This is a genomic window from Streptomyces sp. Sge12 (assembly GCF_002080455.1).
In the GTDB taxonomy this organism is placed as follows: domain Bacteria; phylum Actinomycetota; class Actinomycetes; order Streptomycetales; family Streptomycetaceae; genus Streptomyces.
In genome coordinates this window covers 6605133-6626224 of sequence record NZ_CP020555.1, presented here as the reverse complement: position 1 = coordinate 6626224, position 21092 = coordinate 6605133, and the positions used below count along the sequence as shown (strand labels likewise).

The following is a 21092-nucleotide window of genomic DNA, read 5'->3' as shown; positions in this document are numbered from 1 at the left end:
ACGATCTGTTGATCACTACCGGAAGTGGATTTCCCCGGCCTTTTCCTTGTCCGACCGGGGAATCCCCTGCTAGACCTGCCCCATGACCGACTATTCCCCTGACACCACCGACTGGCGGATCCTCGAAGTCCTCCAGCGCGACGGCCGGGCCAGTTTCACCGAGCTCGCCCGCGCCGTGTCCATGTCCGCGAGCGCCGTCACCGAGCGGGTCCGGCGGCTGGAGGAGACCGGGATCATCACCGGCTACACGGCGGTGGTGGACCCGGAGAAGCTCGGCAAGTCGATCCTCGCGCTGGTGCGGCTGCGCTACCCGCACGGCAATTACAAGCCGTTCCACGACTTCCTGGAGTCCACCCCGGAGATCCTGGAGGCCCATCACGTGACCGGCGACGACTGCTTCGTCCTCAAGGTCGCGGCCCGCTCGATGGCACACCTGGAGGAGGTCACGGGCCGGATCTCGGGCCTGGGACCGGTGACGACGAGCATCGTCTACTCCTCCCCGCTGCCCCGCAGGCCGCTCAGTCCGTGAGCGCCGCCGTCCGGTGGCGCACCACGGAACCGCCGCGCTGCTTGACGATCTCCAGCTGGGCCTGGACCCGGGTCCGCAGGTCGGCGACGTGGCTGACGATGCCGACGCTGCGGTCCCGCTCGCGCAGCGAGTCCAGGACGTCGAGCACCTCGTCCAGGGCCTGGTCGTCGAGGCTGCCGAAGCCCTCGTCGATGAAGAGGGTGTCGAGGCGCATGCCGCCGGCCTCGTCGGTGACGACGTCCGCGAGGCCCAGCGCCAGGGCGAGCGAGGCGAAGAAGGTCTCGCCGCCCGACAGGGTGGCGGTGTCCCGCTCGCTGCCGGTCCAGGCGTCGACCACGTGCAGTCCGAGGCCCGAACGGCCCCGCCCGCCGGACCGGGCGTCGGAGTGCACGAGGGTGTAGCGGCCGCCCGACATGCGCAGCAGCCGTACCGTCGCCGCGGCGGCCACCTGCTCCAGGCGCGCGGCCAGTACGTAGGCCTCCAGGCGCATCTTGCGCTCGTTGTCGGCGGAGGTGCCCGCGGTGAGTCCGGCCAGCCGGGCGACCCGGTCGTAGGCCTCGCGCAGCGGGCCCAGGGCGCGCAGTTCCTGCTCGGCCTGCCGGGAGAGCCGGTCCAGCTCCGTACAGCGGACCCGGGCGGCGTCGGCGGCCGACCCTGCCGTACGAAGCTTCGCCGCGGCCGAGGCGGCGTACGCCTCGGCCGCATCCGGTGCGGCCGGAGGCAGGGCTGCCGCTTCGGCGGCGCCGCTCTCGCGCCGGCGGTCCGCCAGCAGGGCCTCCTCCGTCTGCCAGGCGTCCAGCCGGTGTTGGAGCGCGGTGCGTTCGTACTCGGGGAGCACGGCGTCGGCGGCGGCCTCGATGGTGTCGAAACCGGCCTTGAAGGCGGCGTCGGCGAGCTGGTCGTCGGCCTCTTTCAGCCGGCCGGCGGTGCTCTCGGCCCGCCGCAGCGAGGTGGCGGCGCCGGAGACCATCCGGACCCGGTCCTCCAGGGTCCGGGCGCGGGCCGCGACGGTGGGCGCGCCGTCCCGTACGAGGGCGAGTTCGGCCTCCAGCCCGGCCTGTTCGCGGTCCAGGGCCTCGCGCCGGGAGGCCCGGGCGGCGGCTCGCGTCTCGGCGCCCTGCCGGTCGGCGCTGCGCGCGGCATGCTCCCGCTCGGCCCGGGCCAGCTGCTCACGGGCGGCGTGCAGACCGGCCGCGGAGGCGTGCGCGGCAGCGTGGCGGGCGCTCAGGTCGGCGGTCAGGGCGAGCAGTTCGGCGGTGGTCGCCTCCCCGGCCGCGGCCGCCGCCTCGGCGCGGGCCTCCTGCGCGGCGGCGAGCCTGCGCTCGACGGCGGCCCTGGCCTGCTCGGCGCGTTCGAAGAGGGCGTGGGCGGCGTCCTCCGCCGCGCGGTCCACGTGGCCGGGGGCCGGGCGGGCCGGAGCGGGGTGTTCCGCGGACCCGCACACGGTGCAGGCCTCCCCGGCCACCAGGGCCTCGGCGAGCTCTGCGGCGATTCCGCGCAGCCGGGCCTCCTTGAGCTCCAGCCAGCGCTCCCGGGCTGCCCCCGACTCCTCGCGCAGGGTGAGCAGTTCCGCTGCGGCCCGCTCGGCCTCGGCGTCGAGCTCGTCGCGCCGGCGGGCGGAGTTCAGCTGCATGCGGGCGGGTTCGAGCCGGCCGGCGAGCTGCTCGGCCAGGGTCGCGGCCTGCTGGGCGGCGTCCGCGCGGTCCTGCAGCTCGGTCCGGGTCGTCTCCCAGCGCTCCAGCCACTCGGCGGACTCCTGGTGCTGCTCCTCTGCGGCCCGGGACTCCCGTTCCAGGTCGGCGCGTTCGCGGCCGATCTCGGCGCTGCGCTGCTCGGCCCGCTGCGCCGCGCCGAGGGCGCCCAGGGCCTCGCGCAGCCGCTGCTCGACGTCGGCGAGCTGCTCGGTCCCCGCCTCCTTCAGCGTGGGCGGCAGCTGCGCCCGGGCGGAGGCCTCGGCGTGCGCGGCGGCGAGGTGTGCGGCGGAGGCGGCTCCGCGCAGCTCCAGGGCGGGGGCCACCAGGGCGCCCCGCCGGGCCCGGTCCAGCAGGCCGCGGACCCGCTCCCGCTCGGGCTCGGCCTCGGCGAGCAGGGCGGCCCGGCGGACGGTCTCCGCGTGCCGGCGCTGCAGCCGGTCGAGCTCCCGGGCGTCCTCGGCGGCGCGCCGGGCCGCGGCGTGCCGGCTCTCCACGGCGGCCAGCGCGTACTCGGCGACGTCGAGGCGTTCGCGGGCCGCGCACCGGGCGACGGCCGCCCAGGCCCGGACGGCCTCGGCGAGTCCGGGGTCGCCCGGCTGGTGTCCGGGCATGGGCCAGGCCCGCAGGTCGGCGCTGTCCCCGGCGGCCTGGGCGAGCCGCTGGGCGGTGTGCAGCACCTTCTCGTCGCCGGCCCGGACCTTCGCCTCGGCGGCCCGGCGTCGTTCACCGAGCAGGGCCTCGACGGCGGCGAAGCGGCGGGTGTCGAAGAGCCGGCCGAGCAGGCGGCCGCGGGCGGCCTCGTCGGCGCGCAGGAACCGGGCGAACTCCCCCTGCGGCAGCAGCACGACCTGGCAGAACTGCTCGCGGCTCATGCCGAGCAGCTGCTCTACCTCCTCGCCGATCTCCTGGTGGGAGCGGCTGAGCGGCTCCCAGCCCTCGCCGGTGTGCTCGCGCAGCCAGCTCTGGGCCTTGTCCTTGGTGGTGCCCGTACCGCGCTTCTTCGGGCGCTCCTGCTCGGGGCGGCGGGTGATCTCCAGGCGGCGGCCGCCCGCGGTGAGTTCGAGGGTGACCTCGGTCGGGGTGTGGGCGGCGGCGTGGTCGCTGCGGAGCGTGGTGCCGGGGGCCTGGCGGGGGCCGGGTACGGAACCGTAGAGCGCGTAGCAGACGGCGTCGAGCACGGAGGTCTTCCCCGCGCCGGTGGGTCCGTGGAGCAGGAAGATCCCGGCTGCGGAGAGTGCGTCGAAGTCGATCTCCTGGGGCTCGGCGAACGGCCCGAAGGCGGTGACGGTCAGCCGGTGCAGCCTCATCGGTGGGTCTCCCGGTGGCTGTCGTCGGCCCGTACGTCGTCGAAGGCGCCCTGGAGGACGGCCCGTTCGGCCTCGTCCGCGTGACCGCCGCCGCGCACGTGGGCGACGAAGTCCTCGGCGATCTCCTGGTCGGTGCGGCCGCGCAGCCGCTGGGCGTAGGAGGCGCCGCTGTCCTCCTGGCGGCCCTCGGGTTCGAAGACGAGGGTGAGGGTGTGCGGGAAGCGGGCGGCGAGCCGGGCCATGGGGTCGTCGGGCCGGACCGGGTCGGTGAGGGTGGCCTCGACCCAGGCGTCCTCGTGCTCCTGGTGGGCCGGGTCCTCCAGGAGGTCCTCCAGCCGTCCGCGGAGCCGGGCGAGGGCGCGTGGTACGGGGGTGTCGATGCGCTCGGCGGCGGCGATCGCGCCCTGCGCGTCGAGCTCGATCAGCCACATGGTCTTGCGGTGGTCGGCCTCGGAGAAGGAGTAGGCGAGCGGGGAACCGGAGTAGCGGACCCGTTCGTTGATGGTCTGGCAGCCGTGGAGGTGGCCGAGGGCGGCGTAGTCCACCCCGTCGAAGACGGAGGCGGGTACGGCCTCGACGCCGCCGACGGTGATGTCGCGTTCGCTGTCGCTGGCCTGCCCGCCCGTGACGAAGGCGTGTGCGAGGACGATCGAGCGGGTGCCGGGCGGGCGGGCGGCGAGGTCGGCGCGGATCCGGTCCATGGCGGCGCCGAGGACGGCCTCGTGGCTCACCTTCTCCGCGCTGAACTCGTCCTTGACCAGGGCGGGCTCCAGGTACGGCAGGCCGTACAGCGCCACGTCACCGTGTACGTCGGTCAGAACGACGGGGTCGGCGCAGCCGGCCGGGGCGGTCCTCAGGTGGATGCCCGCCCGGTCGATCAGTCCGGCGCCGACGCCGAGCCGGCGCGCGGAGTCGTGGTTGCCGGAGATCATCACGGTGGGCACACCGAGGTCGGCGAGGCGGTGCAGGGCGCGGTCGTAGAGCTCGACGGCGGGCAGCGGGGGCACGGCCCGGTCGTAGATGTCACCGGCGACGAGGACGGCGTCGACCTCGTACGCGCGGGCGGTCTCGATGAGGTGGTCGATGAAGAGCGCCTGGGCGCCGAGCAGGTTGACCCGGTGGAAGGCCCGGCCGAGGTGCCAGTCGGAGGTGTGCAGGAACTTCACTCGCCGGCCCCGCCGCACATGCCGTCTCCCCCTGGTCGTCTCCCGCTCGCTGAACCCCTCTACGCTAACCCGTCCCGGGGGTCGCTCAGGGCGCGTACGTCTCCCCGCCGAGGGTGAGAGCGGCGCTGCCGGCCGTGGTGTCGGCGAGCCAGGCCTCGAAGGCGGGCAGGTCGGCCTCGGGGAGGGCGACCTCGATCTCCACGGCGGACCCGTAGCGCAGGTCCACCACGGTCCGGCCGGTGGAGCGCAGGTCGTTCTGGGTCTTGCCGGCCCGCTGGTGGTCGACGGTGACGGTGGCCAGCCGGTAGCGGCGCCGGGTGACGGTGCCGAGCTCGTCGAGGGCTTCGCCGACGACCCCGCCGTAGGCCCTGATCAGGCCGCCGGCACCGAGTTTCACGCCGCCGTAGTAGCGGGTGACGACGGCCACCGCGTAGCGGACGTCGCGGCGCATGAGCATCTGCAGCATGGGCACCCCGGCGGTGCCGCCGGGCTCGCCGTCGTCGCTGGCCTTCTGGACGGACGCGTCGGCGCCGACGACGTAGGCGAAGCAGTTGTGCGAGGCGGTGGGGTGCTCCTTGCGGATGCGCGCGACGAAGTCCTGCGCCTCCTGCTCGGTCGCGGCGGGCGCGAGCGAGCACAGGAAGCGCGAGCGGTTGATCTCGGACTCGTGCACGCCCTCACGGGCCACCGTCACGTACTGGTCTGCCTTCACCTCACCACCCTAAGCCGTGGTGAGGGGCTACCTTGGCGGTCATGAAGCTGCGGGGGCGGAGCTACCGGTACGTGGGACCGGCCGGGCCGATGGAACTCGTACGGCCGGGGGCCGCGGGCCGGAGCATCCGCTCGGCCGCGGACTTCGCGCAGTGGGCCGCGGGTCTGCCGGCGGCGGAGCTGTCCGAGCCGTTCACGTTCGTCGTCGACACCACCGGTGTGCTGCGGCTCGCGCCGCGGCGCAGCGAGCACCTGGTCTGTGCGGGCGGTGGCCCGGTCCTGAGCGCCGGGGAGATGGGCTTCGGGCGGGAGTCCGGGCGGTGGGTGGTCCGTACGGTCAGCAACCAGTCGGCGGGGTACTGCCCGGACACCGACTCGTGGCCGGCGGTCGCGGACGCCCTGGACGCGGCGGGTCTCGGCCGGCTCCCGGGCGGCTTCACGCACGAGGTGGTCTTCCGCCGGTGCCCGGACTGCGGGCAGCTGAACATCGTCCGGGACGAGCACTTCGTCTGCGTCTTCTGCGACGGATCCCTGCCGCCGGCCTGGAACGTGGATCCGTCAGCCGGGGAATCGTGCACGGCTCGGCGCGGTTGGTGCCGGTGAGCGCCGGTCCGACGCAGCGGACGGAACCGGCGGGGACGAGAACATCAGGAGGCGGCACACGTGTACGGCGATCCGGCAACCATCCGCAAGATCCTCACCGAGCTCGGCGACACCTGGGCGGTGGTGGGCCTTTCGAACAACCAGGACCGCGCGGCCTACGGGGTGGCGCGCGTGCTCCAGCGGTTCGGCAAGCGGGTGGTCCCCGTGCACCCGAAGGCCGAGACCGTGCACGGTGAGCCCGGGTACGCCTCGTTGGCGGACATCCCGTTCAAGGTGGACGTCGTGGACGTCTTCGTGAACAGCGAGCTGGCCGGACCGGTGGCCGACCAGGCCGTCGCCGTCGGCGCCGAGGCCGTCTGGTTCCAGCTCGGCGTGATCGACGAGGCCGCGTACGCCCGCACCCGCGAGGCGGGGCTGGCGATGGTCATGGACCGCTGCCCCGCGATCGAGATCCCGGCGCTCTAGACGCCCCTAGGCCGTCGCGCCCGTGCCCGTGCCCGCGTGCGCATGCGTATGCGCGGGCACCGGCGCCGAGACCGGGGGGACCGACACCGCGAGGGTCATCTCCATCGGTACGGAGCCGTCGTTGCGGTAGGAGTGCGCGAGGTTGGCCTCGAAGGTGGCCGCGGCCCCGGCGGGGACGCGGAACTCCTCCTCGCCGACCACCAGGGTCAGCTCCCCCGCCGTGACGTGCAGCATCTCGATGGTGCCGGACGGGTGCGGGACGGAGTCCGTCCCCTCGCCCGGCACCAGGTGCCAGGTCCACAGCTCCATCGGCCCCCGCTCGTCGGTGCCGATGAGCATCGTCGTCGAACTGCCCGCCTCGCTGGACCAGATCCGGACGACCTGGTCCGGCGGGACGACCCGGACCTGCGGGCCCCGGTCGTGGTCCAGGAGCGCGGAGATGCTGACGCCCAGTGCGTCGGCCAGCCTGACCGTGGTGCCGACGCTGGGGTTCGTCCGGGCCTGCTCGATCTGGATGATCATCCCGCGGCTCACTCCCGCGCGGGCCGCCAGGGAGTCCAGGGTGAAACCGCGCTCTCCGCGCCACCGCTTGAGGTTCCGGGCGAGCGCCTGGGTGAGCTGTTCGAGATCCGACACCATTCCGTCCAATATTTTGGATGACACAGTCCAACAGAGTGCACTACCGTGTCTGTATTCGATGCTGCACTCCCACGTTCACTGCACTGTACTGCGAGGCCCGCCATGACCGCCCTCTTCGCCCTGGCCACAGCCGTGCTGTGGGGGCTCGCCGACTTCGGCGGCGGGCTGCTGACCCGCCGGATCCCGGCGCTCACCGTGGTCGTCGTCTCGCAGGTCGTCGCCGTCCTCGTGCTCGGCGCGGTGGTCCTGGGCACCGGTGCCTGGCACGAGGCCGGACCGCAGCTGTGGTTCGCGGTCGGCGCGGGCCTGGTCGGGCCGGTCGCCATGCTCAGCTTCTACAAGGCACTGGCCCTCGGCCCGATGGGGGTGGTTTCGCCGCTGGGCTCCCTCGGCGTGGTCGTACCCGTCACCGCGGGGCTGATACTCGGCGAGCGGCCCGGCCTCGGCCAGTTCGCGGGGATCGCGGTGGCCGTCGTCGGCATCGTCCTCGCCGGTGGCCCCGAGCTGCGCGGCGCTCCCGTCCAGCGGCAGGCCGTCGTCCTCACCCTGGTCGCGGCCTTCGGCTTCGGCGCGGTGATGGCCCTGATCGCGGAGGCGTCCACGACCGTGACCGGGCTGTTCCTCGCACTGTTCGTGCAGCGGGTCACCAATGTCGCCGTCGGCGGCGCCGCCCTGTGGGCACAGACCCGGCGCGGAATACCCGCTCTCCCGGCGGGCACCGGGCCGCGGGTCCTGTGGGGACTGCTGCCCGCGCTCGCCTTCGTCGGCCTCGCGGACGTCGCGGCGAACGGCACGTACTCCATAGCCGCCCAGAACGGCCCCGTCACCATGGCGGCCGTCCTGTCCTCGCTGTACCCGGTGATCACCGCGCTCGCCGCCTTCGCCGTCCTCAAGGAACGACTGCGCACGGTCCAGGCGGCGGGTGCGGGCCTGGCCCTCGCCGGAACGGTGCTCCTCGCCGCCGGCTGACCGACCGGACACCGCCGGCTGACGGACAGGGCCTAGGAGTGCTCGGCCTCCGCCAGCTCGGCCAGGCCGCGCAGCTGCTCGGAGGTCATGCCGTCCGGGATCGGCACCGGCGCGGGCGTGCGCAGCGGCGGCTGCCAGCCCGTATCCGGCTCCCAGCGCCGCACGATGCGCGCCGGCGCGCCCGCCACCACCGCATGGTCGGGCACCTCGCCCCGTACGACGGCACCCGCGGCCACCACGACGTTGCGGCCGAGCCGCGCCCCCGGCAGGATCACCGCGCCGGTGCCGAGCCAGCACCCCGGGCCGATCTCCACGGGTTCGCTGCGCGGCCACTGCCGGCCGACGGGCTCGTGCGGGTCGTCGTAACTGTGGTTGGTGGACGTGATGTACACCCCGGGACCGCAGAAGGTGTTCGAGTCGATGGTGATGCGGGCGTCGGCGATGACATGGCTGCCCCGGCCGATGACCACCCCGTCGCCGAGCACCAGCATCGGCTCGGCGCCCAGGTCGAGGTCCGGCATCATCCCGGCGGTGAGGGTGACCTGCTCGCCGATGATGCAGTGCGCGCCGAGTCGGATCCACCGCTCGCCGAAGACCGTGCCCTGCGGGAAGGCGAGCCGGGTGCCGTCCCCGATCGCGCCGAACCTGAGCCGCCCCGGGGTCTGCGCGGTGACGGCACCGGCCTGCTGCATCCAGCGCCAGCCGGTGTGGACCACGCGGCTCGCCAGCCGGCGGCGCGCGGCCGTCAGAGATGAGAACGTGTTCTGTTTCTTCGGCACCCGGCCACGTTAGTGCGCCGGGCCCCGGACGCCCCGGCCACACTCCTGTGATCTTCACCCCATCGCCTGTGCGGCGGGACGCGTGGCCTACGGTGCCGGTAGCGCGGCAACCGGACGACGGACGCAGAGGAAGAGAACATGACGCACCAGGCGGCCCAGGCACTCGTGGCGGGTGTCGGCGGCAAGAACCCGGACATCGACCCGACGGCCTTCACGGCTCCGACCTCGGTCGTGATCGGCGACGTCACCCTCGCCCCGGGCGCGAGCATCTGGTACTCGGCGGTGCTGCGCGCCGACTGCGGCCCGATCACGCTCGGCGCCGACAGCAACGTGCAGGACAACTGCACGGTCCACGTGGACCCCGGATTCCCCGTCTCGATCGGCGAGCGGGTCTCCATCGGCCACAACGCCGTGGTGCACGGCTGCACGGTCGAGGACGACTGCCTGATCGGCATGGGCGCGACCGTGCTGAACGGTGCGGTGATCGGCGCCGGCTCCCTGGTGGCGGCGCAGGCGCTGGTCCCCCAGGGCATGGTCGTCCCGCCCGGCTCGCTGGTTGCGGGCGTGCCCGCCAAGGTGCGCCGCGAGCTGACCGACGAGGAGCGCGAGGGCATCAAGGTCAACGCCCTGATGTACGTGGAGCTGTCCAAGCAGCACCGCGCCGCGGTGACCCCGGACGCCTAGGGGGCGGCGACGGCGCCTCGTCCGACCAGTCCCCGTCCGACCGGACCCCGTCGGGTCGGTCCGTCTCCGGTCGGTCCGTCTCCGGTCGGTCCGGCGTCACTCGCCGACCGGTGTCCGGGCCGCCGGCTGGGCGGGGATGTCCGCGGCCGGCGCGGACGCCGGGAGCGCCTGCGCCGCCTTCTTCATCCGGCTGCGCACCACCAGCGTCACCGCGAGCCCGAACAGCACCGCGAGCCCCAGGGCCAGCCAGGAGAACCGCTTCAGCCACGGCTCGGCGACGATCCCGACCGAGTAGATGACGGCCGTGGTGCCGCCCGCCCAGAGGATGCCGCCGAGGACGTTGGCGACCAGGAAGCGCCAGTACGGCATGTGCAGCACGCCCGCCAGCGGCCCGGCGAAGATCCGCAGCAGCGCCACGAACCGCCCGAAGAAGACGGCCCACATGCCCCACTTCTCGAAGGAGCGTTCCGCCAGCGCGACCTGCTGGGGTCCGAAGTGCTTGGGGAAGCGCCGGCCCAGCCGGTCCAGCAGCGGCTTGCCGCCCCGGCGGCCGATCGCGTAGCCGATCGAGTCGCCCACGATCGCCCCGGTGATCGCGCAGAGCCCGAGGATCACGGGGTCGATCTCCCCGTGCTGCGAGGCCAGCAGCGCCGAGCTGACCAGGATGATCTCTCCCGGCAGCGGGATGCCGAGGCTCTCCAGCCCGATGACCAGACCCACCAGGAGATAGATGCTGACCGCCGGAATCGTCTCCAGCCATTCCTGGATGTGCACCGGTACGTCCTCCCGTGTCGTCGCCGGCGCGCCCCCTGTGACACGCCGAACGGGCAGCCTATCGGCTCGTCACGACCGCCTTGGCCCTCAGTGGCAGTTCACGCGACGAACGGCCCACGAACACCTCCCGGCGGCCGGAACCCAGCACCCAGGCGTGCTGCTCCGGGTCCCATGACGACAGCGCCCGCACGCCGAGGTCGACGGTGACCCGCTGCGCCTCACCGGGCGCCAGGACCAGCCGCCGGTAGCCGGCCAGGGCGCGCACCGGCTGGTCGAGCTCCAGCTCGGGGGCGGGCCCCACGTACACCTGGGCCACCTCGGTGCCCTTGCGGCGGCCGGTGTTGCGGACGGTGAACTCCACCCGCAGCCCCGCGCGCCCGGGCCGGACGGTGAGCTTCTCGTAGTGCCAGGTGGTGTACGAGAGCCCGTGCCCGAAGGGGAACAGCGGCGCGACCCGCTGGGCGTCGTACCAGCGGTGGCCGACGTGGACGCCCTCGGAGTACTCCTGCCGGCCGCTCACCCCCGGGTAGCGCAGCGGGTCGCCGCCGACCGGGGTGGCCCGTTCGTCGGCCGGGAAGGTCTGGGTGAGGCGGCCGCCGGGGTCCACGTCCCCGAAGAGGAGGTCGGCGGTGGCTCCCCCGCCCTCCTGGCCCGGGTAGTACATCTGGAGGACCGCTCCGGTACGCGGGAGCCACGGCATGGTCGTGCTGGACGAGGTGTTGAGGACGACGGTCGTACGGGGGTTGGCGGCGGCCACCGCTTCGATCAGCCGGTCCTGCCCGCCCGGCAGCGCCAGGGAGGTCCGGTCCCTGCCCTCGGTGGCGTCCTCGTAGGCGAACAGGACCACGCTGCGGGCGGACTTCGCGGTGCGCACGGCCTCGGCCAGGTCCGCGGCGCGGATCGCCCCGGTGGTGTGCCGGAGCCGGAAGCGCTGGCCCTTCTGCCCGCCCTCGGCGTTCACCGCGAGCCGGTGGACGCCCGCCTTGAGGGCGAGGGTGCGGCGGCGGACGCTCATCCCGTCGGGTGCGGAGCCGAGCAGCCCGCCGGCGAAGTACTCGGCCACGCCCTGCCGGACGGGGAACAGGTCCTGCCCGTCGAGGCGCACGGCGGGCCGCTTCCCGGTGTAGTGGACGAGCAGGGTCCACTCGTCGTCGGCCGTGAGGCGGAACTCCCCCTCGTGGCTCCAGACCTGCCCGGGGGCCACGGTCCGCTCGTCCAGGGCGGCGGCCGGGGTCAGCAGGTTCGGCGGGAGCGGCCGCCCGTACACGTCCTCGCCGAGGGCGTAGTGCACGGAGGCGCCGTTCCCGGCCCGCCGGCGGATGGCGGTGAGCGGGGCGGTCGCCCCGTCGGGGACCACCTGCGCGCTGCCACCGCCGCCGACGAAGGGCACCTGGCCGGTCGGCCCGATCACCGCGATCGAGCGGGCGGCGGCGCCGGTCAGGGGCAGGGTGCCGTGTTCGTTGCGCAGCAGCACGGCCCCGGCGGTGGCCACCTTGCGGGCGGTCCGTGCGCCGGCGGCGGCGTCGCGCGGGGGCCGGGCGGCGGGCCGGGCCGCGAGCAGCCCGAAGCGGTCCAGGGTGGTCAGGATGCGGTGGACGGCGAGGTCGACGGCGGCCTCCGGTACGGAGCCGCCGCGTACGGCTTCGCGCAGCGGGGCGCCGAAGTGGGTGCCGGCGGGCATCTCCATGTCGAGGCCGGCGCCGATGGCGGCGACGGTGCTGTGGGTGGCGTCCCGGTCGGACATCACCCAGCCGTCGAACCCCCAGCTGCCCCGCAGCAGTTCGTCGAGCAGCGGCTTGCTCTCGCAGGCGTGGACCCCGTTGACCTTGTTGTACGCGCCCATGACGGCGCCCGCGCCGGCCGCCACGGCGGCCTCGAAGCCCCGTAGCTCGGTCTCGTGGAGGGTCTGCTCGGCGGCGATGACGTCGACGGTGTCGCGGCCGTGTTCCTGGTTGTTGAGGGCGAAGTGCTTGACGGTGGCGATGAGGCCCTCGTCCTGGATGCCGCGGACCAGCTCGCCCACGAGGTCGGCGGTCAGGGTCGGGTCCTCGGCGAAGGTCTCGAAGTTCCGGCCCGCGTACGGGGTGCGGATCAGGTTCGCCATGGGGCCCAGCAGGACGTCCTGGCCGAGCGCCCGGCCCTCGCGGCCCAGGACCCGTCCGTACTCGCGGGCCAGCGCCGGTTCGAAGGCGGAGGCGAGGAGCACGGGCGCGGGCAGCGCGGTGGCGGGTTCGGCGACGCGTACCCCGGCGGGTCCGTCGGCGAGGCGCAGCGCCGGGATGCCCAGGCGCGGTACGCCGGGCACGTAGCCGGCCTGGCCGAGCGGGGCGGGGTCCCGGGCTCCGTGCAGCAGGGCGGTCTTCTCGTCGAGGGTGAGGCGCTCCAGGAGGGCGTCGATGCGGGCCGCGCCCTTGGCCTCGGCGGGTGGTGCGGCGGCCGGCGCCCGGGGGGCCGCGGCGCCCGGGGGTACCTCGGGTGCGCAGGCGGCGGCGCCGAGGGCCGCGCCCGCCGTGCCCGCCGCGGCGAGGAGCCGCATCGCGGAACGTCTGGACACGGCCTCGCTCATGGGCGCTCCCTGCGGCGTGGGTCGGCGGGGGCGGCCCGCGCCGGACCGCTCCCGCGCCCACTGTGCGCCGCGCGCCCGCCGGGTCCTGCCGGGACGCGCCACCGCGGCGCCCAGGTTCAGCCCTCCGGCAGGGGCGCTGCGGTGTCGGCGCCGCGCCGGGTCTCGTCCGGTCGCTGCACGCGCGCCTCGGTGCGGTGCCCGCGCGCGATGTAGTCCCGCACGACGACCTCCACCGCGTCCTGCGGCGAGCCGACCCCGGCGAGCACCATCACCTCCACCACGAGCTCGGCATCGAGGCTGATGTTGACCTTGGCCACGGGCGTTCCCTCCGTCGTCGTTCGAGGGACTTCAAACGGTGGCTGCCCGTGGCCGCAGGCATGGTCGTGCGGCGGTGGCTACGCGTTGGGGCGCAGGGTCCAGATGACGGTCATCTCGCCCGTGACGGCCTCGTCCTCGCGCTGGATGGCGATGGTGACGGGGAACTCGGGGCGGCCGCCGGCGTCGAGTTCGGCGACGACCTCGGCGGCCGGGCGGCCGAGGGTGGCGGTGGCGGTGACGACGCCCTTGGCGAGCTTCTTGTAGCCGATCTCGGCCTTGACGGCGAGCGGCACGGCGCGCGAGAGCTGGTCGCCGAAGGCGGCGAGGACGATCGCGCCGCTGGCGGACTCGGCGAGGGTGAACATGGCGCCGGCGTGCGGCCCGCCGACGTGGTTGTGGTAGTCGGGCTGGTCCGGGAGCCGGACGACCGCGCGCTCGGGGGTGGTCTCCAGGAACTGGAGGTTCAGGGTCCGGGCCATCGGCACCGTCGCGGCGAGCAGTTCGCCCACGTTCATCTGATCTGCGCTCATGAAACGCGATGTTACCCACGAGTAGTACCGGTTGGCCAGAGCTCCCACGGGGGCGGCCGTGGCTCCCCACGGCCACGGCCACTATCGTTACCGGCCATGTGGCCAGGACAGCAGCAGCCGCCCGGGGGCGAACAGAACCCTCAGGACGCGCAACAGAACCCGTACCAGCAGCAGCCGGGACAGCCGGGGCAGCAGGCGAACCCGTACCAGCAGCAGCCCGGTTACGGATACCCGCAGCAGCCGGGGTACCAGCAGCCCCAGGGCGCTCCCGGCCAGCAGTGGGGCCCGCCCCAGCCGCCTCAGCCGCCCCAGGCACCTCGGCCGACCGGCGGGAGCCCCTACTCGACCAGGACCGTGGCCATCGTCGCGGCGGCCGCGGTCGTCGTGGCGGCCGCCGCGACCGGCGCGTTCGTCCTGACCCGGGACGACAAGAAGACCGAGGCGAACGACAAGCCGCCGGCCAACCCCTCGGCGCCGGCCTCCGAAGCACCCGCCCCGGCCGGCAGCAGCCCGAACCCGCGTGCCGGCGGCAGCGCCCAGCCCGTCATCCCGGGCTGGAAGGTCGTCGTCAACACCAAGTACGGCGTCAGCTACGACGTGCCCCCCGAGTGGAACGTCCACGAATCCGGTGTGTCCCTCTTCTACGAGGACGAGGTCAAGAAGGACGGCAAGCCGGTCATCACGATGTCCGGCACCTCCAGCCTCAAGGAGGAGTGGTGCACCTTCGACAAGGACGCGGACGGCCGGGTCGAGAAGTTCTCGGTCGCGGACGCCGGCGTCAAGGGCGCCCAGGGCGCCAAGGACACCGCACAGGCGGCGACCGACAACACCGGCACCTGGGTCTGGGCCGGCTTCGCGCAGAAGGAGCCCAAGGGCACGGTCAAGGTGACCGACCCCAAGGAGTTCACGACCGCCTCCGGCCTCAAGGGCCACATGGTGGTGGCGACCGCCGCGGGCGTGAAGAAGGAGCACAAGTGCTCCACCGACGGCAAGGCGGTCGGCTTCGCCTTCAAGAACGCCACCGGTGACTTCGCCAGCTTCGCGCTCATCAGTGCCGCCGGTGTGAAGGACGAGGTCGGGACCGACGTCACCGACAAGGTCCTCAGCTCCATCCGGCTCACCGCGCCGTGATTCCCGCGTTCCGCGTCCCGGGCCGGGTATCCGTTTGGATTCTCGGCCCGGGGCGGGGATAGTCCCGGGGTGAGCTCTCCCCGCACCGCAGCACCCCGTACGCCCGCGAACCGCCGCCGCCCCGCCTGGGCCGGCCGCAACTACAGCCTCCTCACGGGTGCGGCGATCATCACGAACCTGGGGAGCCACGGAGCCCACATCGCCGCCGCCTTCGCGGTCATGCAGGCCGGCGGGTCCGGCGGCGACGTCGGCCTGATCGCGGCCGCCCGCACGCTGCCGCTCGTCCTCTTCCTGCTCATAGGCGGCGCCATAGCCGACCGGCTGCCCCGGCACCGCGTGATGGTCGCGGCCAACACCCTGAACTGCCTGTCGCAGGCCGCCTTCGCGTTCCTCGTCCTCACCGGCACACCCGAGCTGTGGCAGATGATGCTGCTGACCGCTCTGTGCGGCACCGGTACGGCCTTCTTCAACCCCGCCGCCGAGGGCATGCTGCTGTCCACGGTCTCCGGCGAACACTCCAACCGCGCCTTCGCGCTCTTCCGCATGGCGATCAACGGCGCCGGCATCGGCGGCGCGGCCCTCGGCGGCGCGATGATCGCGGTGCTCGGCCCCGGCTGGGTGCTGGCGGCGGACGCGGCGGCCTTCGCGGTCGCCGGCGCCCTGCGCGCCTTCCTCGACGTCAAGCACGTCCCCGACCGGGCCCCCGGCGGCGGCCTGCTGTCGGACCTGCGCGAGGGCTGGGTGGAGGTCCGCACCCGCCCCTGGCTGTGGAGCATCGTGCTCCAGTTCTCCGTCGTGGTCGCCGTCGTGGGCACCGCCGACGCGGTCTACGGGCCCCTCGTCGCCCGGGACCACCTGGGCGGGTCCGCGCCCTGGGGGCTGGCCCTGGCCTTCTTCGGCGTCGGCACCATCGCCGGGGCCGTCCTGATGATGGCGTGGAAGCCGCGCCGGCTGCTGCTGGTCGGCACCCTGTGCGTGTTCCCGCTGGCGCTGCCCTCGGCGGGGCTGGCCGTGCCGCTGCCCGTGTGGGGGCTGTGCGTGGTGATGCTCGTCAGCGGCGCCGCGATCGAGGTGTTCGGCGTGAACTGGATGACCGCGATGCACCAGGAGATCCCGGAGGAGAAGTTCTCCCGGGTCACCGCCTACGACTGGTTCGGCTCGGTGTCGATGCTTCCGCTGGCCACCGCCCTGGCCGGGCCGGCCGAAGCGGCCTTCGGACGCACGCAGGCGCTGTGGGGGTGCGCGGTCCTGGTCGTCGTGCCCACCGCCCTCGTGCTGCTGGTGCCGGACGTCCGCCACATGACCCGCAGGGCGCACGGCAAGACCCTCGCCCCGGCCGCGGCACCCGCGCCGGCCTCGGCCGAACAGACCCCCGCCGGCCTCTGACGCACGCCCGGCACCGGCCGCTCACCCCAGGCTGAACGCGCCCTCCGGCGGCGCCGGTGAAGGGGCCGCGTCCGCGTCGGCCACGGGCACCGCTCCCTTCCTGAACCGTGCCAGGCCGTCCCCGTACTCCACCCGGGCGGGAAACGCGTCGCCCGCGCACCGCCGGGCCAGCGCCCCCACCTCCAGCGGGGCGTCGGAGGCCAGCAGTACGGCGTTCCCGAACCGCCTGCCCCGCAGCACCGCGGGCTCGGCGACCAGCGCCAGCTCCGGGAAGACGTCCGCGAAGTTCGCCACTTGCGCGCGCAGGAAGTCGAAGGGCGCCCCGTCGGCCAGGTTGGCCGCGTACAGCCCGCCGGGCCGCAGCACCCGCGCCGCCGCCCGCGCGTACTCCACCGATGTCAGCTGCGCGGGAACCCGCGAGCCGCCGAACACATCGGCCACCAGCACGTCCGCGCTCCCCGCCGGCGCCGACTCCAGCCAGGCGCGGGCGTCGGCGGTGTGCACCGTGACGTCGGAGCCCGCCGCGAGCGGCAGGTGCTCGGTCACCAGCTCGACCAGGCCCGCGTCGAACTCGACGACCGTCTGCCGGGATCCGGGCCGGGTCGCCGCGGCGTAGCGGGGCAGGGTGAGCGCGCCGCCGCCGAGGTGCAGCAGGTCCAGCGCGAGCCCCGGCCCGGCCGCGCAGTCCAGGACGTGCCCGAGGCGGCGTACGTACTCGAACTCCAGGTGCTGCGGATCGTCCAGGTCCACATACGACTGCGGGGCCCCGTCGACGGTCAGCAGCCAGGCCCGGTCCCGGTCCACGTCCGGCATCAGCTTGGCGGTGCCCTGGCCCACGTCCCGGACGACCGGGATCTGTTCGTCGCTCACCGCTCCATTGTCCGGCAGGGGCCCGGGCCGCTCCGGACGGGCCCTCAGCCCGCCCGGCCCGACCAGACCTCCGCCGCCTCCCGCACGTGCTCCGCGGCCTGCGCCAGGCCCGCCCGGGCCGCCGGGTCCCGCCGCGCCGGATCCAGCACGTTGCGCCCGAAGGCCGTGCGGGCGGCCGCCGACGGGGTGATCAGCAGCACGCGCGCGCCCGCCTCCCGCAGCCGCTCGGCCTGCGCCGACGGCGAGGGGACCAGTTTGGAGCCGAGCGACAGCGGGGCCACGATCACCACGCGCGCGTAGCCGGCGGCCAGGTCGGCGTTGGTGGCGGAGCGGATCCCGCCGTCGATGAAGCGGCGCCCGCCGACCGTCACCGGCGGCCACACCCCGGGCACGGCGCAGCTCGCCGAGACGGCGTCGACGAGTCCGCTGCCGCTCCCCCGGTCGAAGGCTTTGAGTTCACCGCTGAGCGCGTCCACCGCCGTGACGACGAGGCGCCGATCCGGCCACTCGTGCGAGACCAGCCGGGCGGCCAGGACCTTGCGCCGCTCCGCCTCCGGGCCGGTGTCGGCGGCCAGCGCCATGGCGCCGATCCGCTGCCGGTAGGCCGTCCCGGTGCGCGAGCCCACCATCGCGACGGCGTACCGGGCGACGAGGCCCGCCCCCAGTTTCGCCGCGATCTCCCCGGCGGGGTCCCCGAGCTGGCGCTCGTACAGCTCCTGGGCGGTGAGCTGCCCGGAGGTGAGCTGGGCGCCGACCACGGAGCCGGCGGACGTGCCGACGACCAGGTCTGCGGTGGTGAGGTCCACGCCCGCGCGGGCGAGCCCGTAGAGGATTCCGCACTCCCAGCCCACGCCGGTCAGTCCTCCGCCGCCGAGCACCAGTGCCGTGTCGCCGCCCATCTCCGCCCGCCCCTTCGATCGCGCCTGTGGTGACGGCAGTCTGGCCCAGCCGTCCTGCCGTCACCACAGTGGGTCCGGATCGGGCCCGGATCAGCCCAGGACGGCCGTCACCGTCCCGGCGCCGACGGTCCGCCCGCCCTCACGGATCGCGAAGCCGAGCCCGGACTCCAGCGGGACGTCCCGGCCGAGCTCGACGGTCATCGTGACCGTCTCCCCGGGCCGGGCCACGGCGGCCTCGCCCAGGTCCACGTCCCCGACCACGTCGGCGGTGCGGATGTAGAACTGGGGCCGGTAGCCGCTGGCGACCGGTGTCGTACGGCCGCCCTCGCGCCCGGAGAGCACGTACACCTGCGCGGTGAACCGGCGCTGCGGGGTCACGCTGCCGGGCGCGGCCACCACGTGCCCGCGGCGCACGCCGTCGCGCGGTACCCCGCGCAGTAGCAGCGCGACGTTGTCCCCGGCCTCGGCGGACTCCATCGGCTTGCCGAAGGTCTCCAGCCCGGTGACGACCGTCTCGGCGGGCTCGCCGTCGCCGCCGAGGACCGCCACGCGGTCCCCGAGGCGGACGGTGCCCCGCTCGACGGCTCCGGTCACGACGGTCCCGCGCCCGGTGATGGTCAGTACGTTCTCCACCGGCAGCAGGAACGGCGCGTCCGTGTAGCGCACCGGGGTCGGCACGTACGTGTCCACCGCGTCCAGCAGCGCCCGGATCGCCTCCGTCCACCGCGGGTCGCCCTCCAGCGCGCCGAGTCCGGAGACCCGTACGACCGGCGCACCGTCGCCGCCGTAGCCGTGCGCGGTGAGCAGTTCGCGGACCTCCAGCTCGACCAGGTCGGTGAGCTCGGGGTCCCCGGCGTCGGCCTTGTTGAGCGCCACCACGATGTGGTCGACGCCGACCTGCCGGGCGAGGAGCACGTGCTCGGCGGTCTGTGGCATGACCCCGTCGAGCGCGGAGACGACGAGGATCGCGCCGTCGAGTTGGGCGGCGCCGGTGACCATGTTCTTGATGTAGTCGGCGTGGCCGGGCATGTCCACGTGGGCGTAGTGCCGGGTGCCGGTCTCGTACTCGACGTGCGTGAGGTTGATCGTGATGCCCCGGCGGGACTCCTCGGGGGCCCGGTCGATGCGGTCGAACGGCACGAAGGAGGCGCCGCCGCTCTCGGCGAGGACCTTGGTGATGGCGGCGGTGAGGGTGGTCTTGCCGTGGTCGACGTGACCCATGGTGCCGATGTTGAGGTGCGGCTTGGTGCGCACGAAGGCCGTCTTGGCCATGATTCATTCCCGTGTCTGGAAGCTGGAACGGGACCCCGGAACCGAGCCGACCCTCCCCCTGCGGGGTCCGCCGGACGATCCGGGAAGGGTCAGCTTCGTGCGCCGTCGAATGCGGCGAAGGCAGGTGCACCTGCGAATGCGGCAGCCTTCGGCGCGTCCGCGGCTGCGGACGGCGCTGCGAGGAAGGCGTACCGGTTCATGCCGCTGATCCTGCCGGACGGCCGGGGGCGCGTCGAATGAATTACCGCGGGTGAACCACCGCACGCTCAGAGGTTCTTGAGGGCCTCGCGCACGGACAGGGGGGACAGGGTGGCGCGTTCGGCCTCGACGAAGGCGCGCACGGCGTCCGGATCCGTCTTCGCGTACTCCCGCAGGGCCCAGCCGATCGCCTTGCGCAGGAAGAATTCCGGGTGGCCGGCCCGGCGGCGGCAGTGGTCGAAGAGCCGTCCGCTGTCGGTGGCGGTCTTGAAGCGGAGCTGGTGGAGCAGGGCGGTGCGGGCGAGCCAGAGGTTCTCGTCCTCGATCCACTCGTCCATCACGGACGCGAGCCGCGGGTCGGCGGCCACCAGCGGGCCGACCGTGTGCGCGGCCAGCAGGTCGATGGTGTCCCACCAGGGGACGGTGACGATCAGGTGCCGGGCCACCGGCAGGAGGCCGGAGGAGCAGCGGGCGACGTGGCGGCGCAGGTAGTCCACCGCGAAGTAGTGGTACTCACGTTCCGGAAGCAGCCAGCAGCGCAGTGCGAGCGCCGCGCAGTCCGTCTCGGCCGGCTTCGGAGTGTCCTTGGTCACGGTCTTCGACAGTTCCCGGCGCAGCGGGGTGGGGATGCCGAGGAAGGGCGCGACGTCCTTCATGTACGCGGCCATGCCCCGGGCCCGCACGGGATCGGCGGCCGCCCCGTACGCCTCGGGCAGCCGCTCCATCAGGGTGTCCGCGAGGGCGCTCTCGGGAACCGGCGGAGGTCGCCGGTCGTTCGGCAGCATGAGGCCCAGATTACGGCGGGACGCCGCTTGTGTCGGCTAGTCTCCCGGGATGTCCCTCCTCCTCGCGCCGCGGACACGGCTGTCGCTGCTCGTCGTGCTGCTCGTGGCGGCCGGCGTGTGCGTGCTGCTGTACGAGCCCCAGCGCATCCTCTCGGAGGGCTGGCCCCCGGGGCTCCCGGTGGGCTCGGCGGTCCTGCTGTTCGCAGCCGCGTACGGGGTGTGCACGGCCGCCTTCGTGCCGCGGCCCCTGCTCAATCTGGCCGCGGGAGCCGTCTTCGGCACCCAGTTCGGGCTTGTCGCAGCGGTCGGCGGCACGGTGCTCGGCGCCGCGATCTCCTTCGGACTGGGCCGGATCATGGGCCAGGAGGCTTTGCGGCCGTTCCTGCGCGGACGCTGGCTCCAGGCGGCCGACGGCCAGCTCAGCCGGCACGGTTTCCGCTCGATGCTCGCCGTCCGGCTCTTCCCCGGCGTGCCGTTCGTGGTGGCCAACTACTGCGCCGCGGTGTCGCGGTGCGGCTGGGGCCCCTTCCTCCTCGCCACCGCGGTCGGCGTGGTCCCGAACACGGCCGCGTACGTGATCGCGGGGGCCAGCGCCTCCTCCCCCGGATCGCCCGCGTTCCTCATCTCGTTCGGCTTCATCGTCGTCTCCGTGGTGAGCGGCGCGATCGTCGGCTGGCGCAAGCGGCACCGTCTGGCACCCCCTCGTACCGGGGACCCGCTGCCCGAACTGACGCCCCAGCACCCCCCTGTGGTCAGTGGCGCTTCGCACGGGCCATAGCATCGGACGCGAACTGCCCGACGATCACAAGGACGAGCG

General features: G+C 74.1%; 21 protein-coding genes. 8 read left to right on the top strand and 13 right to left on the bottom strand.

The window, feature by feature from the left end; genetic code table 11:
- Positions 1-82 precede the first annotated feature (82 nt).
- Positions 83-529 carry an Lrp/AsnC family transcriptional regulator gene (locus B6R96_RS29830; RefSeq protein ID WP_081524130.1) on the top strand — a complete coding sequence of 149 codons (447 nt, stop codon included), beginning with the start codon at positions 83-85 and terminating at the stop codon, positions 527-529.
- On the opposite strand, the gene B6R96_RS29825 is transcribed toward B6R96_RS29830, so the two are convergent.
- From B6R96_RS29825 to B6R96_RS29815, 3 genes are all read right to left on the bottom strand, one after another.
- Entirely contained in the window at positions 519-3530 is a 3012-nt protein-coding gene (locus tag B6R96_RS29825; RefSeq protein WP_030388168.1) for an AAA family ATPase, read from the bottom strand. The two genes, B6R96_RS29830 and B6R96_RS29825, sit on opposite strands and share 11 nt — an antisense overlap.
- Entirely contained in the window at positions 3527-4696 is a 1170-nt protein-coding gene (locus B6R96_RS29820) for an exonuclease SbcCD subunit D (RefSeq protein ID WP_081524129.1), read from the bottom strand. Before B6R96_RS29820 ends, B6R96_RS29825 begins: the two co-directional genes overlap by 4 nt.
- Positions 4697-4781: 85 nt before the next feature.
- The gene (locus B6R96_RS29815) at positions 4782-5408 is read right to left on the bottom strand and encodes a YigZ family protein (protein WP_030388166.1); all 627 of its coding nucleotides are present in this window, start codon (positions 5406-5408) and stop codon (positions 4782-4784) included.
- 41 nt (positions 5409-5449) lie between these two features.
- Between B6R96_RS29815 and B6R96_RS29810 the strand changes: the two genes are divergently transcribed.
- Both B6R96_RS29810 and B6R96_RS29805 read left to right on the top strand, forming a co-directional pair.
- A complete protein-coding gene (locus tag B6R96_RS29810) occupies positions 5450-6010 on the top strand; it encodes a hypothetical protein (protein WP_081525316.1) in 561 nt (186 codons plus the stop codon).
- A 60-nt stretch (positions 6011-6070) separates the two neighbouring features.
- Entirely contained in the window at positions 6071-6475 is a 405-nt protein-coding gene (locus B6R96_RS29805; protein ID WP_053170238.1) for a CoA-binding protein, read from the top strand.
- 6 nt (positions 6476-6481) lie between these two features.
- Here B6R96_RS29805 and B6R96_RS29800 read toward each other — a convergent pair whose 3' ends face one another.
- Entirely contained in the window at positions 6482-7111 is a 630-nt protein-coding gene (locus tag B6R96_RS29800; protein ID WP_081525315.1) for a helix-turn-helix domain-containing protein, read from the bottom strand.
- A gap of 105 nt (positions 7112-7216) precedes the next feature.
- On the opposite strand from B6R96_RS29800, the gene B6R96_RS29795 reads away from it, so the two are divergent.
- Entirely contained in the window at positions 7217-8083 is an 867-nt protein-coding gene (locus B6R96_RS29795) for a DMT family transporter (protein WP_053704838.1), read from the top strand.
- A 32-nt stretch (positions 8084-8115) separates the two neighbouring features.
- On the opposite strand, the gene B6R96_RS29790 is transcribed toward B6R96_RS29795, so the two are convergent.
- Positions 8116-8862 (bottom strand): acyltransferase, encoded by a 747-nt coding sequence (locus B6R96_RS29790; RefSeq protein WP_053704839.1) that lies wholly within the window; start codon positions 8860-8862, stop codon positions 8116-8118.
- A gap of 138 nt (positions 8863-9000) precedes the next feature.
- On the opposite strand from B6R96_RS29790, the gene B6R96_RS29785 reads away from it, so the two are divergent.
- On the top strand, positions 9001-9546 hold the full coding sequence (locus B6R96_RS29785; protein ID WP_081524128.1) for a gamma carbonic anhydrase family protein: 546 nt from the start codon (positions 9001-9003) through the stop codon (positions 9544-9546).
- A 96-nt stretch (positions 9547-9642) separates the two neighbouring features.
- Here B6R96_RS29785 and B6R96_RS29780 read toward each other — a convergent pair whose 3' ends face one another.
- From B6R96_RS29780 to B6R96_RS29765, 4 genes are all read right to left on the bottom strand, one after another.
- A complete protein-coding gene (locus B6R96_RS29780) occupies positions 9643-10320 on the bottom strand; it encodes a DedA family protein (RefSeq protein ID WP_030388158.1) in 678 nt (225 codons plus the stop codon).
- A gap of 58 nt (positions 10321-10378) precedes the next feature.
- Positions 10379-12886: a glycoside hydrolase family 3 protein gene (locus tag B6R96_RS29775; RefSeq protein WP_081524127.1), complete on the bottom strand. Its 2508-nt coding sequence runs from the start codon at positions 12884-12886 to the stop codon at positions 10379-10381.
- A 116-nt stretch (positions 12887-13002) separates the two neighbouring features.
- Entirely contained in the window at positions 13003-13203 is a 201-nt protein-coding gene (locus tag B6R96_RS29770; protein WP_081524126.1) for a type II toxin-antitoxin system VapB family antitoxin, read from the bottom strand.
- Between the two features lie 78 nt (positions 13204-13281).
- Positions 13282-13734, bottom strand: a complete 453-nt coding sequence (locus tag B6R96_RS29765) for a DUF4442 domain-containing protein (protein WP_184791899.1) — start codon at positions 13732-13734, stop codon at positions 13282-13284.
- Between the two features lie 96 nt (positions 13735-13830).
- Between B6R96_RS29765 and B6R96_RS29760 the strand changes: the two genes are divergently transcribed.
- Entirely contained in the window at positions 13831-14865 is a 1035-nt protein-coding gene (locus B6R96_RS29760; protein WP_081524125.1) for a hypothetical protein, read from the top strand.
- 69 nt (positions 14866-14934) lie between these two features.
- Entirely contained in the window at positions 14935-16251 is a 1317-nt protein-coding gene (locus tag B6R96_RS29755) for an MFS transporter (protein WP_081524124.1), read from the top strand.
- A 21-nt stretch (positions 16252-16272) separates the two neighbouring features.
- On the opposite strand, the gene B6R96_RS29750 is transcribed toward B6R96_RS29755, so the two are convergent.
- From B6R96_RS29750 to B6R96_RS29735, 4 genes are all read right to left on the bottom strand, one after another.
- Complete coding sequence (locus B6R96_RS29750) at positions 16273-17064, bottom strand: spermidine synthase (protein WP_081525314.1); 792 nt, start codon at positions 17062-17064, stop codon at positions 16273-16275.
- A 101-nt stretch (positions 17065-17165) separates the two neighbouring features.
- A complete protein-coding gene (locus B6R96_RS29745) occupies positions 17166-18020 on the bottom strand; it encodes a patatin-like phospholipase family protein (protein WP_107475604.1) in 855 nt (284 codons plus the stop codon).
- Positions 18021-18110: 90 nt separating this feature from the next.
- Positions 18111-19292, bottom strand: coding sequence for an elongation factor Tu (gene tuf, locus B6R96_RS29740; RefSeq protein ID WP_030388150.1), 1182 nt, complete (start codon positions 19290-19292; stop codon positions 18111-18113).
- 266 nt (positions 19293-19558) lie between these two features.
- A complete protein-coding gene (locus B6R96_RS29735) occupies positions 19559-20275 on the bottom strand; it encodes a DNA alkylation repair protein (RefSeq protein ID WP_081524123.1) in 717 nt (238 codons plus the stop codon).
- 49 nt (positions 20276-20324) lie between these two features.
- Between B6R96_RS29735 and B6R96_RS29730 the strand changes: the two genes are divergently transcribed.
- Complete coding sequence (locus B6R96_RS29730; RefSeq protein ID WP_081524122.1) at positions 20325-21053, top strand: TVP38/TMEM64 family protein; 729 nt, start codon at positions 20325-20327, stop codon at positions 21051-21053.
- Positions 21054-21092: the final 39 nt, after the last annotated feature.